The sequence below is a fragment of the Agathobaculum sp. genome (assembly GCF_022775115.1).
Taxonomy (GTDB): Bacteria; Bacillota; Clostridia; order Oscillospirales; family Butyricicoccaceae; genus Agathobaculum.
The window spans coordinates 1-18753 of the sequence record NZ_JALFLA010000072.1 but is presented as its reverse complement, the minus strand read 5'-3'; the positions used below and the strand labels follow the sequence as shown (position 1 = coordinate 18753).

The 18753-nt window shown below is 56.6% G+C and carries 14 protein-coding genes; 5 read left to right on the top strand and 9 right to left on the bottom strand.

The features are described 5' to 3' along the window. Positions 1-145: 145 nt before the first annotated feature. On the bottom strand, positions 146-1336 hold the full coding sequence (locus MR935_RS08720) for an iron-containing alcohol dehydrogenase (protein WP_290572799.1): 1191 nt from the start codon (positions 1334-1336) through the stop codon (positions 146-148). A 191-nt stretch (positions 1337-1527) separates the two neighbouring features. Continuing rightward, entirely contained in the window at positions 1528-2898 is a 1371-nt protein-coding gene (gene murC, locus MR935_RS08715) for a UDP-N-acetylmuramate--L-alanine ligase (protein WP_290572797.1), read from the bottom strand. 285 nt (positions 2899-3183) lie between these two features. Here murC and spoVG point away from each other — a divergent pair, with 285 nt between their 5' ends. Together spoVG and MR935_RS08705 are read left to right on the top strand one after the other, a co-directional pair. Beyond that, entirely contained in the window at positions 3184-3444 is a 261-nt protein-coding gene (spoVG, locus tag MR935_RS08710) for a septation regulator SpoVG (protein WP_290572795.1), read from the top strand. A gap of 58 nt (positions 3445-3502) precedes the next feature. After that, complete coding sequence (locus MR935_RS08705; RefSeq protein WP_290572794.1) at positions 3503-4633, top strand: MGDG synthase family glycosyltransferase; 1131 nt, start codon at positions 3503-3505, stop codon at positions 4631-4633. Between the two features lie 54 nt (positions 4634-4687). Here the strand turns inward: MR935_RS08705 and MR935_RS08700 are convergent, their stop codons facing one another. Then, positions 4688-5239, bottom strand: a complete 552-nt coding sequence (locus MR935_RS08700; RefSeq protein ID WP_290572792.1) for a TetR/AcrR family transcriptional regulator — start codon at positions 5237-5239, stop codon at positions 4688-4690. Positions 5240-5468: 229 nt separating this feature from the next. On the opposite strand from MR935_RS08700, the gene MR935_RS08695 reads away from it, so the two are divergent. Then, entirely contained in the window at positions 5469-7730 is a 2262-nt protein-coding gene (locus tag MR935_RS08695; RefSeq protein WP_290572790.1) for an efflux RND transporter permease subunit, read from the top strand. After that, complete coding sequence (locus MR935_RS08690; RefSeq protein WP_290572789.1) at positions 7717-9846, top strand: hypothetical protein; 2130 nt, start codon at positions 7717-7719, stop codon at positions 9844-9846. Before MR935_RS08695 ends, MR935_RS08690 begins: the two co-directional genes overlap by 14 nt. A gap of 49 nt (positions 9847-9895) precedes the next feature. Here MR935_RS08690 and MR935_RS08685 read toward each other — a convergent pair whose 3' ends face one another. Further along, positions 9896-11680, bottom strand: coding sequence for a Na/Pi cotransporter family protein (locus tag MR935_RS08685; protein WP_290572787.1), 1785 nt, complete (start codon positions 11678-11680; stop codon positions 9896-9898). 114 nt (positions 11681-11794) lie between these two features. Here MR935_RS08685 and MR935_RS08680 point away from each other — a divergent pair, with 114 nt between their 5' ends. After that, positions 11795-12478 carry a gamma-glutamyl-gamma-aminobutyrate hydrolase family protein gene (locus tag MR935_RS08680; protein WP_290572786.1) on the top strand — a complete coding sequence of 228 codons (684 nt, stop codon included), beginning with the start codon at positions 11795-11797 and terminating at the stop codon, positions 12476-12478. Positions 12479-12515: 37 nt separating this feature from the next. Here MR935_RS08680 and rpoD read toward each other — a convergent pair whose 3' ends face one another. From rpoD to hflX, 5 genes are all read right to left on the bottom strand, one after another. Beyond that, positions 12516-13748 carry an RNA polymerase sigma factor RpoD gene (gene rpoD, locus MR935_RS08675; RefSeq protein WP_290572784.1) on the bottom strand — a complete coding sequence of 411 codons (1233 nt, stop codon included), beginning with the start codon at positions 13746-13748 and terminating at the stop codon, positions 12516-12518. A 1-nt stretch (position 13749) separates the two neighbouring features. Next, complete coding sequence (gene dnaG, locus MR935_RS08670) at positions 13750-15510, bottom strand: DNA primase (RefSeq protein WP_290572782.1); 1761 nt, start codon at positions 15508-15510, stop codon at positions 13750-13752. 36 nt (positions 15511-15546) lie between these two features. Next, complete coding sequence (locus MR935_RS08665) at positions 15547-16548, bottom strand: deoxyguanosinetriphosphate triphosphohydrolase (protein WP_290572780.1); 1002 nt, start codon at positions 16546-16548, stop codon at positions 15547-15549. 135 nt (positions 16549-16683) lie between these two features. After that, entirely contained in the window at positions 16684-17322 is a 639-nt protein-coding gene (locus MR935_RS08660) for a YigZ family protein (RefSeq protein WP_290572778.1), read from the bottom strand. A gap of 3 nt (positions 17323-17325) precedes the next feature. Further along, positions 17326-18627: a GTPase HflX gene (gene hflX, locus MR935_RS08655; RefSeq protein WP_290572776.1), complete on the bottom strand. Its 1302-nt coding sequence runs from the start codon at positions 18625-18627 to the stop codon at positions 17326-17328. Between the last annotated feature and the right edge of the window lie 126 nt (positions 18628-18753).

The window sequence follows — 18753 nt, the reverse complement described above, 5'->3', positions numbered from 1 at the left end:
CCTCCTTGCCATGGTCAGCTTATACAAGTTGCATAACTTCTTGTAGCATTAGTATGAACGATTTTATGAGATTTGTCAAGCCAAGATTTGCATATTCTCTACACTACAAATCATCCGGCGTTCCTTCGTTCCGCATCCATGCGGCTTAGAAATCCACTTCCTCATCATAGAAGCAGCATTTGAGCAGCTTTGCCATCTGCTCCGGGTTGATCTTGCGCGGATTCGAGCCGGTGCAGGCATCGCCCACAGCAAGCTCAGCCACAGAGGGCAGTTTTTCCATAAACTCTTTCTCATCAATGAGGCCGCCCTCATAGTCCCGGATGCAGGCCGGGATATCCAGCGCACGATTCATCTGCTTGATATGCTCGATCAGCGCTGTGACCAATGCGTCCGTAGTCTCCCCGGCAAGATCAAGGCTCTTTGCGATTTCCGCGTATCGCGCAGCCGCAGCAGGCTCCTTGGCGTTGAAGCGAATGACCTTGGGTAAGTACATCGCGTTGGCACAGCCATGTACGATATGTCCACCTGTATAGGCCGCGCCCGTCTTATGCGCCATCGAATGCACGATGCCCAGCAGTGCGTTGGAAAACGCCATGCCAGCCAAACACTGCGCGTTATGCATACGTCCCCGTGCTTCCATATCACCGTTGTAAGAGGAGATCAGGTCAGTGCTAATCATTTTGATGGCGTGCAGCGCAAGCGGGTCAGTATAATCGCAGTGCATCGTGGAAACATACGCCTCGATCGCATGTGTCATGGCATCCATGCCGGTATGCGCAGTCAGTTTCTTAGGCATGGTCTCGGCCAGCGCGGGATCAACGATTGCCACGTCCGGCGTGATGTTGAAGTCTGCCAGCGGGTACTTGATGCCTTTCTTATAATCGGTGATGACCGAGAAAGCGGTCACCTCGGTCGCCGTGCCCGAGGTGGATGGGATTGCGCAGAACTTAGCCTTGGTACGCAGCGTCGGGAAATTGAACGGGATGCACAGCTCCTCAAAGGTCACATCCGGATATTCATAGAACGCCCACATCGCTTTGGCCGCGTCGATCGGAGAGCCGCCGCCGATCGAAACGATCCAATCGGGCTCAAATTCACGCATTGCTGCTGCGCCCCTCATCACGGTATCCACCGAGGGATCGGGCTCTACACCCTCAAACACCCTGACTTCCATGCCGGCTTCTTTGAGATAGTTCTCTACCTTCTCTAAAAAGCCGAAGCGCTTCATCGAGCCGCCGCCTACAACAACGATGGCCTTTTTGCCCTTGAGCGTCTTTAGTGCCTCAAGCGAGCCTTTTCCATGGTATAGATCTCTGGGTAATGTAAATCTTGCCATACTATCTTCTCCTTTTCATCGGTTTTAAGCTTTATTGGAGCCTATATGGTTGATGGATTGACCAATATCAGTTTATCACATCTTCCGTGTTTTGTCTATCTGCCTTTCGTATGCGCGCCTGATGGATTTGTCTGCCCATGGAACGCTGCATACGCATTCCGAAAAAGGAAAGCGTGCCTACGGCGCGCTTTTTATCGCAGGAGCATCGGTCCTACCTCATTGATATTGCCCGCGCCCATGGTCAGCACGAGGTCGTTCGGTCCGGCCGCGCTGCGCAGATAGGCCGCGATCTCCTCAAAGCTGTCAAAGGCCTTTGCGCCCGACACTGCATCTGCCAGATCCCCCGAGCAAATGCCGACCGTGTTCTGCTCGCGCGCCGCATAGATCGGCGCCAGCACAGCCTGATCGCAAAGCGCAAGCGCCTTGACGAACTCATCAAACAGCGCCTTGGTGCGCGTATAGGTGTGCGGCTGAAATGCACACAGAATGCGGTCGAAATGCATTTCGCGCGCAGTGCGCAGCGTGGCCGTCATCTCGCTCGGATGATGTGCGTAATCATCAACCACGGTCGCGCCGTTTGGCATCTTGCCGACCAACTGAAAGCGGCGGGACGAGCCGGTGAATTTGTTCAAGCCTCTCTCCGCTGCCGCACCCGGCACACCGAGAAATTCAGCCGCCGCACAGCATGCCAATGCGTTGAGCATATTATGCTGCCCGGGCACGGACAGCACCACCTTGGCATAAGCTTTGCCCTTCACCAGCACAGTAAAACGGTAATAGCCGTTCTCGTCCCGGATATCGGCGGCGCGCACATCCGCGCCCGCGCTGAGACCAAAGGTGCGGACAGGGCGATCCAAGTCCTCCACGCAGCGCATGGCATTGGCATCATCCCCATTGACGATCACAAGTCCGTTCGTCGGCGTCAACGCGCAGAATGCGTGAAACGAACGAATGATATCGTCAATATCCTTGAAAAAGTCCAGATGATCCTCCTCCACGTTGAGCACCACCGAGACCGTCGGCGCAAATTGCAGAAAAGAATTGCAGTATTCGCAGCTTTCCGCCACAAAGCAGCCCTTTCCGCCGATACGGAGCGTTCCGCCGATGGCCGGCAGGTTGCTGCCGACCATAACTGTCGGATCGAGCTGCGCTTCCATGGCAACCAGCGTCATCATCGAGGTCGATGTCGTCTTGCCGTGCGTACCGGCCAAGCAGACCACATTGTCGTAATCGCGCATCAGATGTCCCCACGCTTCGGCGCGCTCCATGACCGGAACGCCGTGCTCATGCGCGAAAACGACCTCGGGATTATCGTCATGCACGGCGGCGGTGCGCACGATCAGCGCAGCGCCCTGCGCGTTTTCCGCCTTGTGCTCGTAGGTGATTTTAGCGCCCATCATCTCCAGCCGCGCGGTGACGTCGCTGCGCTGGCGATCCGAGCCGGTGACCGGCACACCTTTTGACAGGAGCAGCTCAGCCAGCGAGTTCATGGAAACGCCACCAATGCCGATTAGATGGATAGTCTGCTTATTTTCAATATATGGCTTGATAGACAGGCACATTTGCCAAAAGCCTCCCGTATTTTATTCTTCTTGTATTCTTTGCCGCCAGCGGCGCGCAGCTGGGTGCTTTTCTATGAAAGAAGCGCTTGCCACTGTGGTATCACGACCGCAATGCGGCCATGATACACATGATTGAACAAAAATATACCGCCAGCGGCGCACAGGCGGGTGCTCTTTTATAAAAGAAGCGCTTGCCGCTGTGGTATATTATAGTACAAATCCGTCAAAATATAAATAGCCAAATCAACAAATTTCTACCGCGAAACGAACAAAAAGGAGTACACTATGGAAATCACTGACATCAAATTCCGTCACATGGAGACCTACGGCCGGCTCAAGGCACTCGTCTCCGTCACCTTTGACGGTGCCTTTGCCGTGCACGATATCAAAATTATTGACGGACACGACCGCCTGTTCCTCGCCATGCCTTCCCGCAGGATGCCTGACGGACATTTCCGCGACATCGCACATCCGGTCGGCAGCGCGCTGCGTGATGAGCTTGAGCACAAGGTGCTTGACGCCTATCGCGCTGCCATGATGCAATGATTTGCATTTTGTCTCGCTTTGTTGTAAAATAACTCTTATACAAGGAGAGAGTACCAGTATGAGAGTTTTGATTTTATCCGTAACGGCCGGGTTCGGCCACCATGCGACAGGCAAGGCCATTGGCGATATGCTGCTAAGCAAGGGCGCTGAGGTGCACACGCTCGACGTATACGCCTATATCAGCAATCTGGTCAAGGAAACAATTGACAAGGGCTATCTGTTTTCGTCCCAGCATATGCAGACGCTGTACCGCTTGGTCTACCAGCTTGCGGAGAACGGCGGAGCAGGCTATTTTTCCGCCGGTCCCGGCATCATCCAGATCATCAACGCGCTCGGCGCGTCCAAATTCGCCAAGGTACTTGTCGGATATGCGCCGGATGTCATCATCTGCACCCATGTATTTGCCGCCCAGATGATAGATGAGCTGAAAAAGCGTAAAAAGCTGAGCGACATCAAGACCATCGGCATCGTGACCGACTACACGCTTCACCCGTATTGGGAGGATGTGCCTCGCGTGCAATACATTGTCACGGCAAGCGAGCTGCTCACCTACCGCTGTGTGCAGCGCGGCATACCGGAGGAGCGCATCCTCCCGTTTGGCATTCCGGTGCATCCTAAGTTCAACCAGCCGCTCAGCCGCGAGGATGCCGCCCGTCAGCTCGGCCTTGATCCTGCCCGACCGACCATTTTGCTAATGGGTGGCTCGATGGGCCACGCTGACCATGTGAAAACACTTGAAAAGCTGACCGCGATCGGACTGCCGTTCCAGCTTCTGGTTGTCTGCGGCAACAACAAAAAGATGTTCCTCCGTGTCGAACAGTTCACTTCCCGGTACGAGGGCGTCTGTACGATTCTGCCCTTTGGCTTTGTCCACAATGTCGATGTCATGATGAGCGCGTCCGACTGCATCGTGTCCAAGCCCGGCGGACTGACCGTCTCCGAAGCGCTGGCCAAAAACCTGCCCATGCTGCTGGCCGACCCTATCCCCGGCCACGAGGAGCGCAATGTTGATTTTCTGGTCAATAACGGCATGGCTGCACTGATCACCAAGCATTTTCCAATCGACGAAGCGGTATACGAGCTATTTCGCAACCCGGTGCGCCTGCAATGTGTGCGGCAGACCATCAAGGCCATTGCTCATCCGGATGCTACCGAACGGCTGGCTGATTTTGTGCTTCAGTGGCGCTGATGCACAGCGAAAAAAGCGCCTTCCTGTCCTGTGGGACCGGAAGGCGCTTTTTCTTTACACGCTTTCCCGGGGCAGCAGTAATTCCAGCTTGCGCGCCATCAATGCGCTGAGTCCCTCGCGCGAGAGCGATGTTTTGTCCCGCACCCACATTTGCATCATGCCGACCAGTCCGGTCGCAACGAAACGCGCCAGATAAGTATCCTCCACCGTGATGACCGGCAGCGCCGCCAGCCGACATTCCTCGATCACCTTTACCATCTTCCAGCCAAAGCTATCCGGCCCGTTGGCCTGCATCAGCGCGCACACGACCTCCCTGTTCTCCTCCAGATAGGCGACCGTCTGCGCCAACACGGGACGTAGCGACGTATTGATCGCATCCGGCTTGATGTCCACGATCATCGCGCGGAAATCCGCGATCATCTCCTCCTCGATTTTTTCGCGCAGGTCATATATATCTCGATAATGTGCATAAAATGTGCCGCGGTTGATATCGGCCTCCCGCACCACATCGGTCACTGTGATACTCTGAAAATCCTTTTGACGCATCAGCCGCGTCAGCGCTTGCCGCAGCAGCTTTTTGGTGCGCCGTATCCGCTTATCTTCCATACCGCCTATAAGTCCTCCTTCAATTACCGGTATTTCTATTGAACTTTTTGTTAAAAACAGACAGGCTATCCCCTGTATGTATGTTTCCGTTCATTATTCTTGTATTTGATTCTTGTGTGTGTTTTTTCTATGTATTATACTATAACATGAACCAAAATTGTACGCAATGTTCATTTTTAGGAAAGTTGGTGTTTTTCTTTTGAAACAAAAGGGACGTAGTCCTGTCGATTTGGTTATTACCAAGCGAAAAGTGATCGAAAAGGTGTTTACAGCACTGATCATCCTTTGCCTGATCTTTGCGCCTATGGTCGGTGTAAACTATGATCTGACAAAATACCTGCCCGATTCCACCCCAGCCGCGCAAGCGATCGACATTTTGGAAACAGATTTTACATATCCCGGCATGGGTCGCGTGATGCTTAAGGACGTTTCGCTATATGAAGCCAAAGCCATTAAGGATCGCATTGCCGACGTTGATGGTGTTGACATGATCCTATGGTGCGATTCGACCACCAACATCTATGGCTCCAGCGCGTTTATCGACTATGCAGATATCGGTGACTACTATAAAGACGGCGACGCCTATATGGACATCGCCTTTCTGGAAAGCGACTCCTCCTCTCGTACCCACAAAGCCGTGCGTGAGATCGAAAGGATCGTCGGTGAGCGCGGTCTTGTGGCCGGCTCCGCTGTGGCGGATACCAACCTTGGGCCGACGATCAACCGGGAGGTCTCGCTGGTCATGGTACTCGCGGTCATCTTCATCTTTGTAATCCTTGCCGTGACGACGACCTCTTGGTTCGAGCCCGTTCTTTTCCTAATGGTCATGGGCATCGCCATCATCCTGAACATGGGCACCAATATCATGTTCGGCGAGATATCCTTTATGTCCAATGCGGTCGGCGCGGTATTGCAGCTTGCCTGCTCGATCGACTACTCCATTTTCCTGCTGCACGCTTTCACCCACGAAAAGGCAAGCGGCATCGCACCCGAACAGGCTATGGCCAACGCGCTGCGCAGCGCAGTCACCTCGATCGGCGCTTCCGGCATGACCACCATTGTCGGCTTTTTGGCGCTTGCACTGATGCGCTTCGGCATTGGCCCGGATATGGGCTTTGTGCTGGCAAAGGGCATTGCGCTCAGCCTGCTGACCGTGCTGCTGCTCATGCCCGCGCTGATCCTTCGTTTTCAAGATACCATCGAAAGAACGCAGCACCGCTCGTTCATGCCGTCGTTTCGCAAATTTGGCGAATTGGCTTATAAAATCCGAAAACCGATCTTTATTGTTGTGCTTGTGCTTATCATCCCCTGCTATGTTGCGCAGGGCATGGCGGACTTCACCTTTGGCAACGAGGCGGTCAGCAACTCGGTCGGCACGCCGGTCTATGAGGCCGAGCAGCAGATGAACGCCAAATTCGGCCAGAGCAATACGATGCTGGCGCTCGTCCCTGTGGGTGACAATATCACGGAACGGGCGATGACCGACGAGATAGACGCGCTGCCCTATGTCAAAAAGGCGCTCGGGCTTGCCGCAGCACTGCCGGAGGGCGTGCCGGAAAGCTTCCTGCCGCAAAGCGTGACCAGCCAGCTCCATTCCGCCCAGTGGGCGCGCGTGCTGGTCAGCGTGCGCTCGGCCGGCGAAAGTGAGCAGGCTTTCCGCTATGCGGATGAGATACGCTCGATCGTTCAAAGCCACTATCCCGACGCGCCGACCTATCTGATTGGAGTGACCGCCGCCACACAGGACATTAAGCAAACGCTGACCAGCGATTACAGCTTTGTTAATATCATCTCGCTGTTGGGTGTCGCGCTGGTCGTGGCGATCACCTACAAATCCATTCTGCTGCCGCTGGTCGTGCTCATCCCGATCGAAGCGGCGGTATATCTCAATACTGCACTTCCCTATATTTACGGGCAGCGCACCCTGTTCCTTGGCTTTATCATCGTCTCCTGCGTGCAGCTTGGCGCAACTATCGACTATTCCATCCTGCTCACCGGCAACTATCTGGACGCGCGTGCACAGGGAGACAAGAAGGAGGCCGCAATACGCTCGGTCGCGGCCAGCGCACAGAGCGTCATCACCTCAGGCACGATCCTAACGACCGTTGCCTACGCGCTATACTTTTTGTCCTCGGTCGACGCGATCGGCGGCCTTGGCCAGTTGATTGGGCGCGGCGCGGTGATGAGCATGACACTCGTTCTGTTTATGCTGCCCACCTGCCTTACCATCTTTGACAAGTGGATCATCAAACCTGACTATGCGCAGAAAAAGCACGCGCGCCTCAATCGCATCCACGCGACAAAGCTGGTGTTGCCTGCTATCAACGAGCTGCACCAGCAGCACCTGCAGCTGCGCGAGCAGCTTCGATCCAACCGCCGCGCACGCCGCAAGGCTGCCTATGATAAACTCTCCGGTATGCTCACCGGCCGCAAAAAACGTGCGCAGAGCACGTCTGAAAATGAAGAGGAGAATTCCCATGACAGCAAATAAATCCCGCCGCTTTCTATCCTGCGCACTCCTTGCCGCGCTGCTCCTGCCACAAGCCGCATACGCCGCAGCGCCGATCGTTGAAACCGATGAAGCAGTCTATGTCAATCTGGACTATTACGGTCTTCCCGAGCAAACGCGCATCGTAAAAGGCGCCAATTTGAACGGCCATACCGAATTTACCGACTACGGCGATTACACTGCGGTTCACAATATGTCCACCTACGACCAGCCCGAGCTGGGCGAAGGCACGGTCAACTGGAAGCTGGCGGACGCTGGCCTACAGCGCTTCTATTATGAATGTGTGCCGCAGCCCGATCAGCCTATCGAAATGCCGTGGACCTTTGATGTATCTTACCGACTGAACGGTGTGCCGGTCGCAGCAGAAAAATGTGCCGGCGCGAGCGGCCTGATAGAAATGACCATCCATGCCATGCCCAATCAGGCCGCAAGCGATTATTACAAGAACAACATGACACTGATCTGCGCGACCGGCATTGACATGAGCGATGCGCTGTCCATTGAAGCACCCGGTGCGCAGATTCAGTCGATGGGCACATACAAGCTCGTGGTGTTCATGGGTCTGCCCGGCGAGGAAAACACCTTCACCGTCCGCATTGGTTCAAACAGCTTTGAAAGCATGGGACTTATTCTGTTCATGGCGCCTGCTACGCTGTCCTCGCTTGATATTCTTGCTGATATGCGCGATATCAAGGATCGGCTCGGCACCTCGGGCGACGAGCTGTATCAGGGGCTGAACGATATGCTTTCCACCATGCAATCTATGCAAAGCGGCCTGGGTGTGCTGTCCAGCGGCATTTCGGGCATCAACGAGGTGCGCAAGCAGCTCATCGCCGACCGTGTCAAGCTCGACCCGCAGACCGATGCCGCGCTTGATGCGCTGGAGGAGCTGGCCGGACGGTCGGATTCGCTGATACCCGAGCTGGAATCCTCCAAAACCACACTCAATGCGCTCAACGCAACAGTAAACAGCATGTTAGGCACGCTCGAGGAGTCTTCGGCCGATGTGACCGAATACCAAGCGCTGCTGCGCCAGATTAAAACCTCGCTGGACAATCTGAACGATCTGTTCGATGAGCTGGATGGCAAGACCTCAGCAGACTGGCTGTATCTGGGTGAACTGCGCACCGCGCTAAATAACCTCAAAGCCAATGTGAGCAAGCTGCAAACCGAGCTGGATACGCTGTCCACTTATATCAGCGCATTGCCGCAGAGCATCGGCGGCAACGTCACCGCGACTGTGACGCAATTGGTCGGTGTCGGCCTCATGACGCCGGAGGACGCCAATACGTTGGGCGCGCTGCTGAATGCCCTTGTCGCAGGCACGAGCGATGTGAGCGGCTCGCTGCAAAGCCTGTCCAAGCGCTTGAGCGACCTTTCGGGCGATATGGCAAGACTGTTATCCGTCTCGGACAGCATGTTGGCCAGTCTCGAGGACATCTGCAATATGCTTGACGGGTATGACGGTCTGCCACAGGACTTCACCGCCGAGGGTCAAAAACTGACTGCGCTGCTTGATACCACGCTGGAGCGCATGAATCAGCTGCTTGCGGATATTCCCGCCCTGTCCACAGCGCTACAGCAGCTCACCGCGGACGCAGTGTCCGCGGCCGACAAGGGGCAGGAAATCCTGCTCACGCTCAGCAAGGTGCTCGATACCTCCTACACGATGCTCTCCACCCTACAGCAATCGCTGCGCGCTGTACGCAGCAAAGCCGACGACAGTATGCAAGCTTCGCTCGATGGTCTGATTGACGTGCTGGATAAGGCTGTCAAGTCCTCGGGCACCGGCAGTCTGCAAAGTGCCAACAGTTCCATCCACAGCGCGCTGAACGATGCAGAAAAGGATCTCGAGGCGGATACCAATGTGCTCAATCTGGATTCGTCAGCCGCGCTGCAATCGGTCACCTCATCGTCCAATCCCGCACCGACCAGCCTGCAATTCATCCTGCGCACACGGGAAATCACGATAGACGACACCGCCGAACCTGATATTGACAATGGTGAAGCGACCAATGACAGTGTGCTGACCCGCATCTTCAACATCTTCAAAAAGCTGTTTTCTGCCGTCTACGGTGTATTTACCTCCGACACATAATTAAAAACAAGGCCGCGTTCTACCGAACGCGGCCTTGGCATATGCTGTATTATTCTGTAGTGAGCTTGTCGATCGGCGCGAGATACTTATGCTGATAGTACTGCAAACGCTCGGTAAACTGCGGCGTAGACTTATATTCCTCGCGCGCGTATTGGTGGGTATCGAACTCCTCCGCCCCCTCGCCAAGCTGGATGGTGTAAATCGCAATATTCGAGCAGTGATCGCTGATCTTTTCCAAATCGTGTACGATGTCCAAAAACGGGATACCGGTCTGCATCGTGCATTCATTTCTCGCCAGACGATCCAAATGCCGGCTTTTGAGCCGCTCCTTCAGGGTGTCTACGACCTCCTCGACCGGCTCGACCGTGCGGGCGACCGACACCGAACGGGTCACATAGCCCTCTACCGTCAGGTCAAGTGCCTCGCCCACGGCCTCACACATGGTGCGCAGCTCTTGCGTAGCCGCCGGTGAAAAGCTCATCTGCGACGCGCGAAACGCTTCCATGCGCTCAAAAATATTCTGCGCATAGTCGCCAATCCGCTCAAAATCAGAGAGCGAATGCATCATTTCCGCTGTTTGACGGCGTTGGTCGATCGAGCGGATGTTGTGCATATTGGTCAAGTAGCGGGCAATCTCGACCTCCGCGCGGTCAAGGAAGTGCTCACGTGCAAAGAAGTCCTCCTCATCAGGCGCGCTGCCGCCAAACAGCGGCTCGGTCGCCAGTCGGAAATTCTGCTTGGCCGCGTCGCCCATATCTGCAATACAGTGCTGCGCCTGCTCAAGCGCCAGCGCGGGCGTCGTCAGAAAACGAGGCTCGAGACGTGCCAGCGGATCGTCCTGATTTTCACCGGCAGGCACGCTTTTCTCCGCGAGATCGACCAGCAGTCTGGTCAGCGGGAGGAACAGCAGCGTACAGGTCACATTGAACAGCGTGTGAAAGTTGGCAATACCGGCTTTGTCAATCGGACTATCCCAGAACGAAAAGCCGATTGTATACTGAAGCGCATAGATCGCCACCAAAAAGACGATCGAGCCGAGCAGATTGAAATAGAAATGCACCATCGCCGTGCGCCGGGCGTTTTTCGAGCCGCCCAAGGAAGATAGGAAAGCTGTGACGCAGGTGCCGATATTCTGCCCCAAAATGATAGGGACGGCGGCTGAATAGCTGATCGCTCCTGTGGTAGACAGCGCCTGCAAAATACCCACCGAAGCCGAGGAGGATTGGATAATCGCCGTGACGATCGTGCCCACCAACACACCCAACACCGGGTTGGAGATTGCCGCGAACATCTGCGAAAACTGCGGCAGCTCGGCCAGCGGCGCAACCGCGTTTTCCATCACCGACATGCCGATAAACAGAATGCCAAAGCCGCAGAGGATATCCGCAATATCTTTTGAGCGGCGTTTTTTTGCCAGCATCATGATGGCAACACCGATCAGTACGATGAGGTATGCAAGGTTTTTCGGCTTGAGCAGCTGCATGAATAGGCTGCCGCCGACCGCGGCGCCGCTGTCCAGCCGCAGAATCTGCGCTGTGATCGTCGTGCCGATATTCGCGCCGAGGATAACGCCGACCGACTGCTTGAGCGACATGATGCCCGCGTTTACAAAGCCAACGACCATGACCGTCGTTGCCGACGAGGACTGGATGACCATTGTCACGACCATACCCATCAGCAAAGCCGTCGCAAGGTTGCCTGTCATTTTTTCCAGCGTTTTCTCCAGTTTAGAGCCGGCCGCGCGTTCCAAACCCTTTCCCATCGTCGTCATACCATAGATAAACAGCGCTAAGCCGCCTATCAAGTGCACGAGCGACAGCACATTGAACCCCATGCGCTTCCTCCGTTTCACACGTTTCTAACCTATCTTTATCTTTTCCTATACACGTTAAGTATAACCCAATGTATTGAGTGCTGTCAACGGAAAAACACCGGGGAGGGCAAAGCTGTGCGGTATCCATTGATTTTGATATCCAGCGGCCGCAGCATGGGCGAGCTGTCTATGCTGCGCCAGCAATCCGAGCTGTATGGCGCCTGCTTACAGGCGGCGGGCGCAGCAGGCGTGCTTTACACGCGCGGCAATGCTACCCACCTGTGCGCGCGGTGTGACGGTCTGCTGCTCTCCGGCGGAGGCGATATCCACCCCGCCCTGTTTGGACAAAAGCGGCAGGCTGTTCCGCTCTCCATCGACCCGGTACGCGATGCCGAGGAACAAGCGCTGTTTGAAGCCTTTTTTGCGAGAAGAAAACCCATTTTAGGCATTTGCCGCGGTATACAGGTCATTAATGTGCTGCTCGGCGGCACACTTCATCAGCACATCGAAGGGCATGGCAACAGCTGCCATGCGGTCTGCTGCCTTCCTCCGCTCGCCGCAATGGTCGGCGCGCAGCCCACGGTCAACAGCTACCACCATCAGGCGGTCGACCGGATTGCCTCTGCCCTGCATCCCGTTGCCCACGCACCGGATGGCACGGTCGAGGCGCTGCTCTGCGCGGATGCACCCATTCTTGGCGTACAGTGGCATCCAGAGCGCATGATACCTCCGCTATGCGACGATGTGCCGCCCGAAAACCATCTCTCGCTCTTTTGCTGGCTGACCGCGCAGTGCGGCGGTACCGCACCCGCCTTGTAGATAAAAAAGCCGCCATAAGGCGGCTTTTTTTGCATTTTCAGTTGAGAAAATCCTTCAGTTTTTTGGAGCGTGACGGATGGCGCAGCTTACGCAGCGCCTTTGCCTCGATCTGGCGGATACGCTCGCGGGTTACGTTGAACTCCTTGCCGACCTCTTCCAGCGTGCGGGTATGCCCGTCCTCAATGCCAAAGCGCAGGCGCAGCACCTTTTCTTCGCGTGGGGTCAGCGTTTTGAGCACCTCGACCAGCTGCTCCTTGAGCAGCATGAAGGATGCCGCCTCAGCCGGCTCGGGCGCGTCATCATCCGGGATGAAGTCACCCAGATGGGAGTCCTCCTCCTCGCCAATCGGCGTCTCAAGAGAGACAGGCTCCTGTGCGATCTTGAGGATGTCGCGCACACGATCGACCGGCATGTTCATCTCCTTGGCGATCTCCTCCGGGCTGGGATCATGCCCCAGCTCCTGCAAAAGCTGGCGGGAAACACGAATCACCTTATTGATGGTTTCAACCATATGCACGGGAATACGGATGGTACGCGCCTGATCAGCAATCGCGCGGGTGATGGCCTGACGGATCCACCAAGTCGCATAGGTCGAGAATTTAAAGCCCTTGGTGCTGTCAAACTTCTCGACCGCCTTAATCAAGCCGAGATTGCCCTCTTGGATCAGGTCAAGGAACAGCATACCACGGCCAACATAACGCTTGGCAATCGAGACAACCAGACGGAGATTGGCCTCGGCCAAGCGCTTTTTGGCCTTCTCGCCCTCTCTGATATCTTTTTCAATCTGCGCGCGCTCCTCAGCGGGGATAGCGTCACCCTCGTTCTGGACACGCTCTATCGCCGCATTGCCCTTTTGCATCAGCTCGGCCAGTGTGACCTCCTCCTCGGGCGACAGCAGATCCACCTTGCCGATCTCCTTCAGGTACATGCGTACCGGATCGTCAATGGCAAAGGTTTCGGCCATCGCCGAGGTATCCACCAATTCCTCCTCGGATACCTCCTCGACATCCTCCGGCTCAAATGAGTCCTCGTCCTCATTGCCCAGCGCCTTTTCCAGCACGCCCTCCGCCTCGATCTCGATACCCATTTCCTCAAAGGTCTCGTACAGCTTATCAATATCCTCGCTCTCCATCTCGAGCTGAGAGAGTGCGTCAGCGATTTCCTTGAGCGTCAGCCTGCCGTTCTTCTTGCCCAGCGCAAGCAGATCGCGCAGCACCTGCTGCTGGTCGGCCGCCTGCTCGGGCGCACCGCCGTTGTGATTCATCGTCATATCATTCGTCCTCCCGCATTTTATTTTTGATGCGTCCAAAGGTCAGCAGCGGATCCTCGTCCGCCTGCCGTATCGTGCCGTCCTTGACGCGCTGTAATCGTATGGTATTGATGTACTCGGTCATCTCCCGCCTATGGTCACCAGCGGGAACGCCCTGCTCCAAAATAGCCGAAAGCAGACTCATCTCGTTTGGCTCGATCCACCCCTCAAACGAGAGGACATCGACGATCTGCCCTGCCCGGTCGAGCGTGAGCACACGCTCATATATTTTACGCAGCACCGGCGCGGAAAACCACGCGGGCGGCAATTCCCGCTCCGCTTCCGCGATCAGCGGCTGGTCGGAAAACAACAGCCGCAGCACGTTTTCCTCCGCCTTGGCCGAGCGTACATCGGTGTAGGCCAATGTGCGGTCTTTGGGCTGCGCCTGACCGACTGGCGAGCGGATCTGCCGCCGCTCCTGCGCCTTTTGGCGCTTGCGGCGGATGGCCAGCTCGCGTCCGACTTCGTTTTTCATGGCTTCGGCTGTCACGCCGGCCATTTTGGCCGCGCGGCCCGCATAGACCTCGCGCTCGATGCTGCTCTCTATTCCGGTGAGCATCCGCGCCGCGTCCCGCAGAAAGAGCACACGTGCCTCATCGTCCTCTAAATCATACTTGCCCGCGAGCTGCTCCAGCCGGTAGGCGTTGTGGTTTTCGCTGCGCTCAATGATCGCGCGGTAGGCATCCGCGCCCTTTTCCCGGATGAACTCATCCGGGTCTTTCGCGCCCGGTATTTTGAGTACCTTGACCTGCAAATCACACTTTTTCAAAATGTCGATTGCGCGCTGCGCGGCAGCCTGCCCTGCGCCGTCCGCGTCATAGGAGATGACAATTTGCCCGGTATGCCGCGCGATGATACGTGCCTGCTCCTCCGTCAGCGAGGTGCCGAGCGAGGCGACCGCCGAGTCAAAGCCTGCCTGATGCAGCGCGATCACGTCCATATAGCCCTCGGCAAGGATGAAATACTCGCTCTTTGTCTTTTTTGCCAGATTGAGCGCGAACAGGTTACGGCTCTTGTGAAAGATCGGTGTTTCGGGCGAGTTGAGATATTTGGGTTTGGAATCATCCATCACCCGTCCACCAAAGGCGATCACGTTGCCACGCACGTCGATGATCGGGAACATCACACGGTTGCGGAAGCGGTCGTACACCCGCCCCTTTTCACTTTGGCTGACCAATCCCGCCTCCATCATCTCATCGCGTGTGTAGCCCTTTGCACACATTGCATCCAGCAGCGCGTGGAACGAATCGGGCGCGTAGCCCAGTCCAAAACGGTTCATTACGCGCCGGTGCAGGCCGCGGCTGAAAAAATACTGCTGTACCCCCCGGTTTTCCGGCAGCCAGAGGGTGTCATAAAAGAAGCGCGCGGCATCCTTGCACAGGGCGTACAGCCGTTCCCGCCGGTGGGCGGCGTGCCGCTCGGCCTCATTCTGCTCGGGCACCTGCATCCCTGCCTTGTCAGCCAGAAAGCGTACCGCGTCCGGAAATTCCAGTCCCTCGGCTTTCATCACAAAGGTGATGACGCCGCCGCCCGCCCCACAGCCAAAGCAGTGGAAAATCTGCTTGTCCGCCGAGACGGAGAAAGAGGGGGTTTTCTCGTTATGAAAGGGGCACAGGCCAAAATAGTTTGCGCCGCTTTTTTTGAGCTGCACATATTGGGAAACGATATCAACGATATCGTTCCGCGCGGCAAGCTCGTCCAAAAAAACACGGTCAAACGCCACGGCTGTTCCTCCTTCCCTGTATTCTAACCGTTTTCGTCAATCCTCAATCTTATTCCAGCTCTTGGGGATGAACAATTTTTTATAAGTAGCGATCGAATAGCGGTCGGTCATGCAGGCGATATAGTCGCACACGACACGCTCCAGCGGCTCTCCCCGGGTGCGCAGCACAAAATAGTCGGGCGGCAGCTCGTCCGGGTGGGAGACAAAATACGCATACAGCATCCGCAGCATGTTCCGCGCGCGCTGCTCCTCGCTCTGCGCGCCCGTACCATGATACACATGCTGGAACATGTATGCGCGCAACTCCAGCATATCCTCGTGCACCGCAGGCGACATGCCGATCTCCTGATGCTGCTGACCATAGTCAATCATGGCGGTCACCATTGTGTCGATCCGCTGGCCGTGCGTATGCCCCAAGCGGTCAAGCAAATGTCCCGGGATATGCTCCACCCGAATCAGCCCGCCGCGCAGCGCGTCGTCGATATCGTGATTGATATAGGCGATCCGGTCGGCATAATGGATGATGCGCCCCTCGGGTGTATCGGCTTTTTTTGCACCGGTATGGCAGACGATGCCGTTCCGCACCTCATAGGTGAGATTCAGCTCCTCTATCCGGTCGACCATGCGCAGGCTCTGCTCATTATGTCGAAAGCCCAACGGACACACCTCGTTGAGCGCGCGCTCACCCGCGTGCCCAAAGGGCGTATGGCCGAGGTCATGCCCCAGCGCGATCGCCTCGGTCAAGTCCTCGTTCAAAGAGAGCGCCCGCGCCACGGTGCGCGCGATTTGCGCGACTTCGAGCGTGTGGGTAAGCCGGGCGCGGTAATGATCCCCCTCGGGTGAGATGAACACCTGTGTTTTGTTGGACAGTCGGCGAAATGCCTTGGAATGAATGATACGATCTCTGTCCCGCTGGAAACAGGTGCGGTAAGGGCATTCCTCCATCGGCTTCTGCCTGCCGCGCGATTCACAAGCTTTGGTCGCCCATCCGGCCAGCGTTTGCTTTTCGTATTCCTGCTGCTGCTCTCGGATATTCATCCGATTCATCCCTCCTGCCAAAAAGGCTTGCATTAAGTTAATACCATGCCGCAGCGTGATATCCTCTTTTTTTGTGAAATTATTTGACATGGTGCATAGCTCTTTTTCCGGCGCACCACACGCCGCACACACTTGTTATTTCACCCTGCGCCCCATAAACTTGGTCTCCATCACCTCGGCGTGAACCGTACCCGCTGTCGCTTCGGCCAGCGCGGCGTTCAGCGCTTGCTCCCCACCCACGGGCACAGTGCAGGTCAGCGTCACGTCGGCGCCGTAATCGGTCTCCTCCACCGCGCAGTCATGCGCCGGCAGCAAACGGGTGACGATCTCATACAGGTGATAGGGACACGCGAGCAGCAGCACCGTGTGCAGGCTCATGCGCTGCACGCCCGCCGCCGCGACCGCAAGCTGCGCGCCCTTGGTATAGGCGCGCACCAAGCCCCCTGTACCCAGCAGAATGCCGCCAAAATAGCGCGTTACCACGCAGACGCAATTGACCAGACCTTCATGCCGCAGCACCTCAAGAATCGGCATACCCGCCGTGCCCTGCGGCTCGCCATCGTCCGAATAGCGCATCAGATTGCCCTCCCGGATGATATACGCCCAGCAGTTATGCGTCGCGTCCCAATACACATCCCGCATCTGCTTAATCTTGGCGACCGCCTCCTCTGCCGTTTCCACCCGCCACAAACGGCCGGTGAATTTGGAATGCTTTTCTTCTAATCTATCCTCGCCGTAGTCTGCAAACGGCACATAATAGTCCTTTTCTGTCATCCGTCAATCGTCCTGCTCCTCCGTCAAATACGCGGCCATGCGGCCATAGGTCTTGTCATCGACCACCGCTTCGACCCTTGTACCGTCCGCTGCGTAATCGACTGACTCGACCTGTGCCTCCCGGTGCAGCAAATCGAGCGCCGCGCCGTCGCTGTATGGGATGAGCAGCCTGACCTTATGCTTGCCCCTGCCAAGCGCTGTTTCAATCGCGGAGAGCAGCTCGTCCACGCCCTCGCCCGTCTTGGCTGAGATGCGCGCGCCCTCGCCCGGGCGGAAAAACGGAACGGCGTCACGGCCGCACTTGTCTGCCTTATTGTAAACCATCACGCGCGGGATATCCTGCGCACCGAGCTGCGCGATCACATGCTCCACCGTTTCGGCCTGTGCCTGCCAGTCCTTGTCCGATACATCGACAACGTGCAGCAACAGGTCTGCATACGCCAGCTCTTCCAGCGTCGCCTTAAACGCGCTCACCAAATGGTGCGGCAGCTTGCGGATAAAGCCGACCGTGTCGGACAGCAGGATTTCCTGTGTGTCTGAGATGCGCTTTTTGCGCGTGGTCGGGTCGAGCGTATCAAACAGGCGGTCGTTCGCCTCGATACCCGCGCCGGTCAACGTGTTGAGCAGTGTTGATTTGCCCGCGTTGGTGTAGCCGACAATGGCGACCAGCGGCAGCTCGGTCTTTTTACGCTGGCGGCGCTGCACGGCACGCACCTGCCGCACCTGCTCCAGATCGTCCTTCAGCTTGTCAATCCGGCGGCGGATGTGCCGGCGATCGGTCTCAAGCTGTGTCTCGCCGGGGCCGCGGGTGCCGATAGGGCTTTTGCCACCGCCGGCGGTCTGCCGCACCAGATGCGTCCACATGCCCGACAGGCGTGGCAGGATATACTGGTACTGCGCCAACTCGACCTGCAGCTTACCCTCGCCCGTGCGGGCGCGCTGGGCAAAAATATCCAAAATCAGCGCCGAGCGGTCGAGCACGGTGCGGCCGATCAGCTCCTCCAGATTGCGCATCTGCGAAGGCGACAGCTCATTGTCGAACAGGATCAGGCTGGCGTCATTTGCCTCAGCCAGCGCCTTGACCTCCTCGGCCTTGCCCTCACCGATAAAGGTGCGCGCATCCGGTGCGGGGCGGCGCTGCAGCGTCATGGCGACCGCCTCCGCGCCCGCTGTTTCAGCAAGAGCACGCAGCTCGTCCATCGTGCGCTCGTCCGCATCCTGCTCCGCTCCAAACCCCGGGCAGGACAGACCAACCAGCACCGCGCGCTCGACCGATTTTTCCTCCGTTCTGATACCCGTTTCCATAGCGGGCCTCCTTGTATTATAGAGTAGTAGTTATTAGAGCCCCTCTCCAAGGGCTGTGCTACACTGTAAGGGATGCTGTGGACTGGTTGCGTTCTCCTACCGCATGACGGTTCAAGAAAGGCTCCA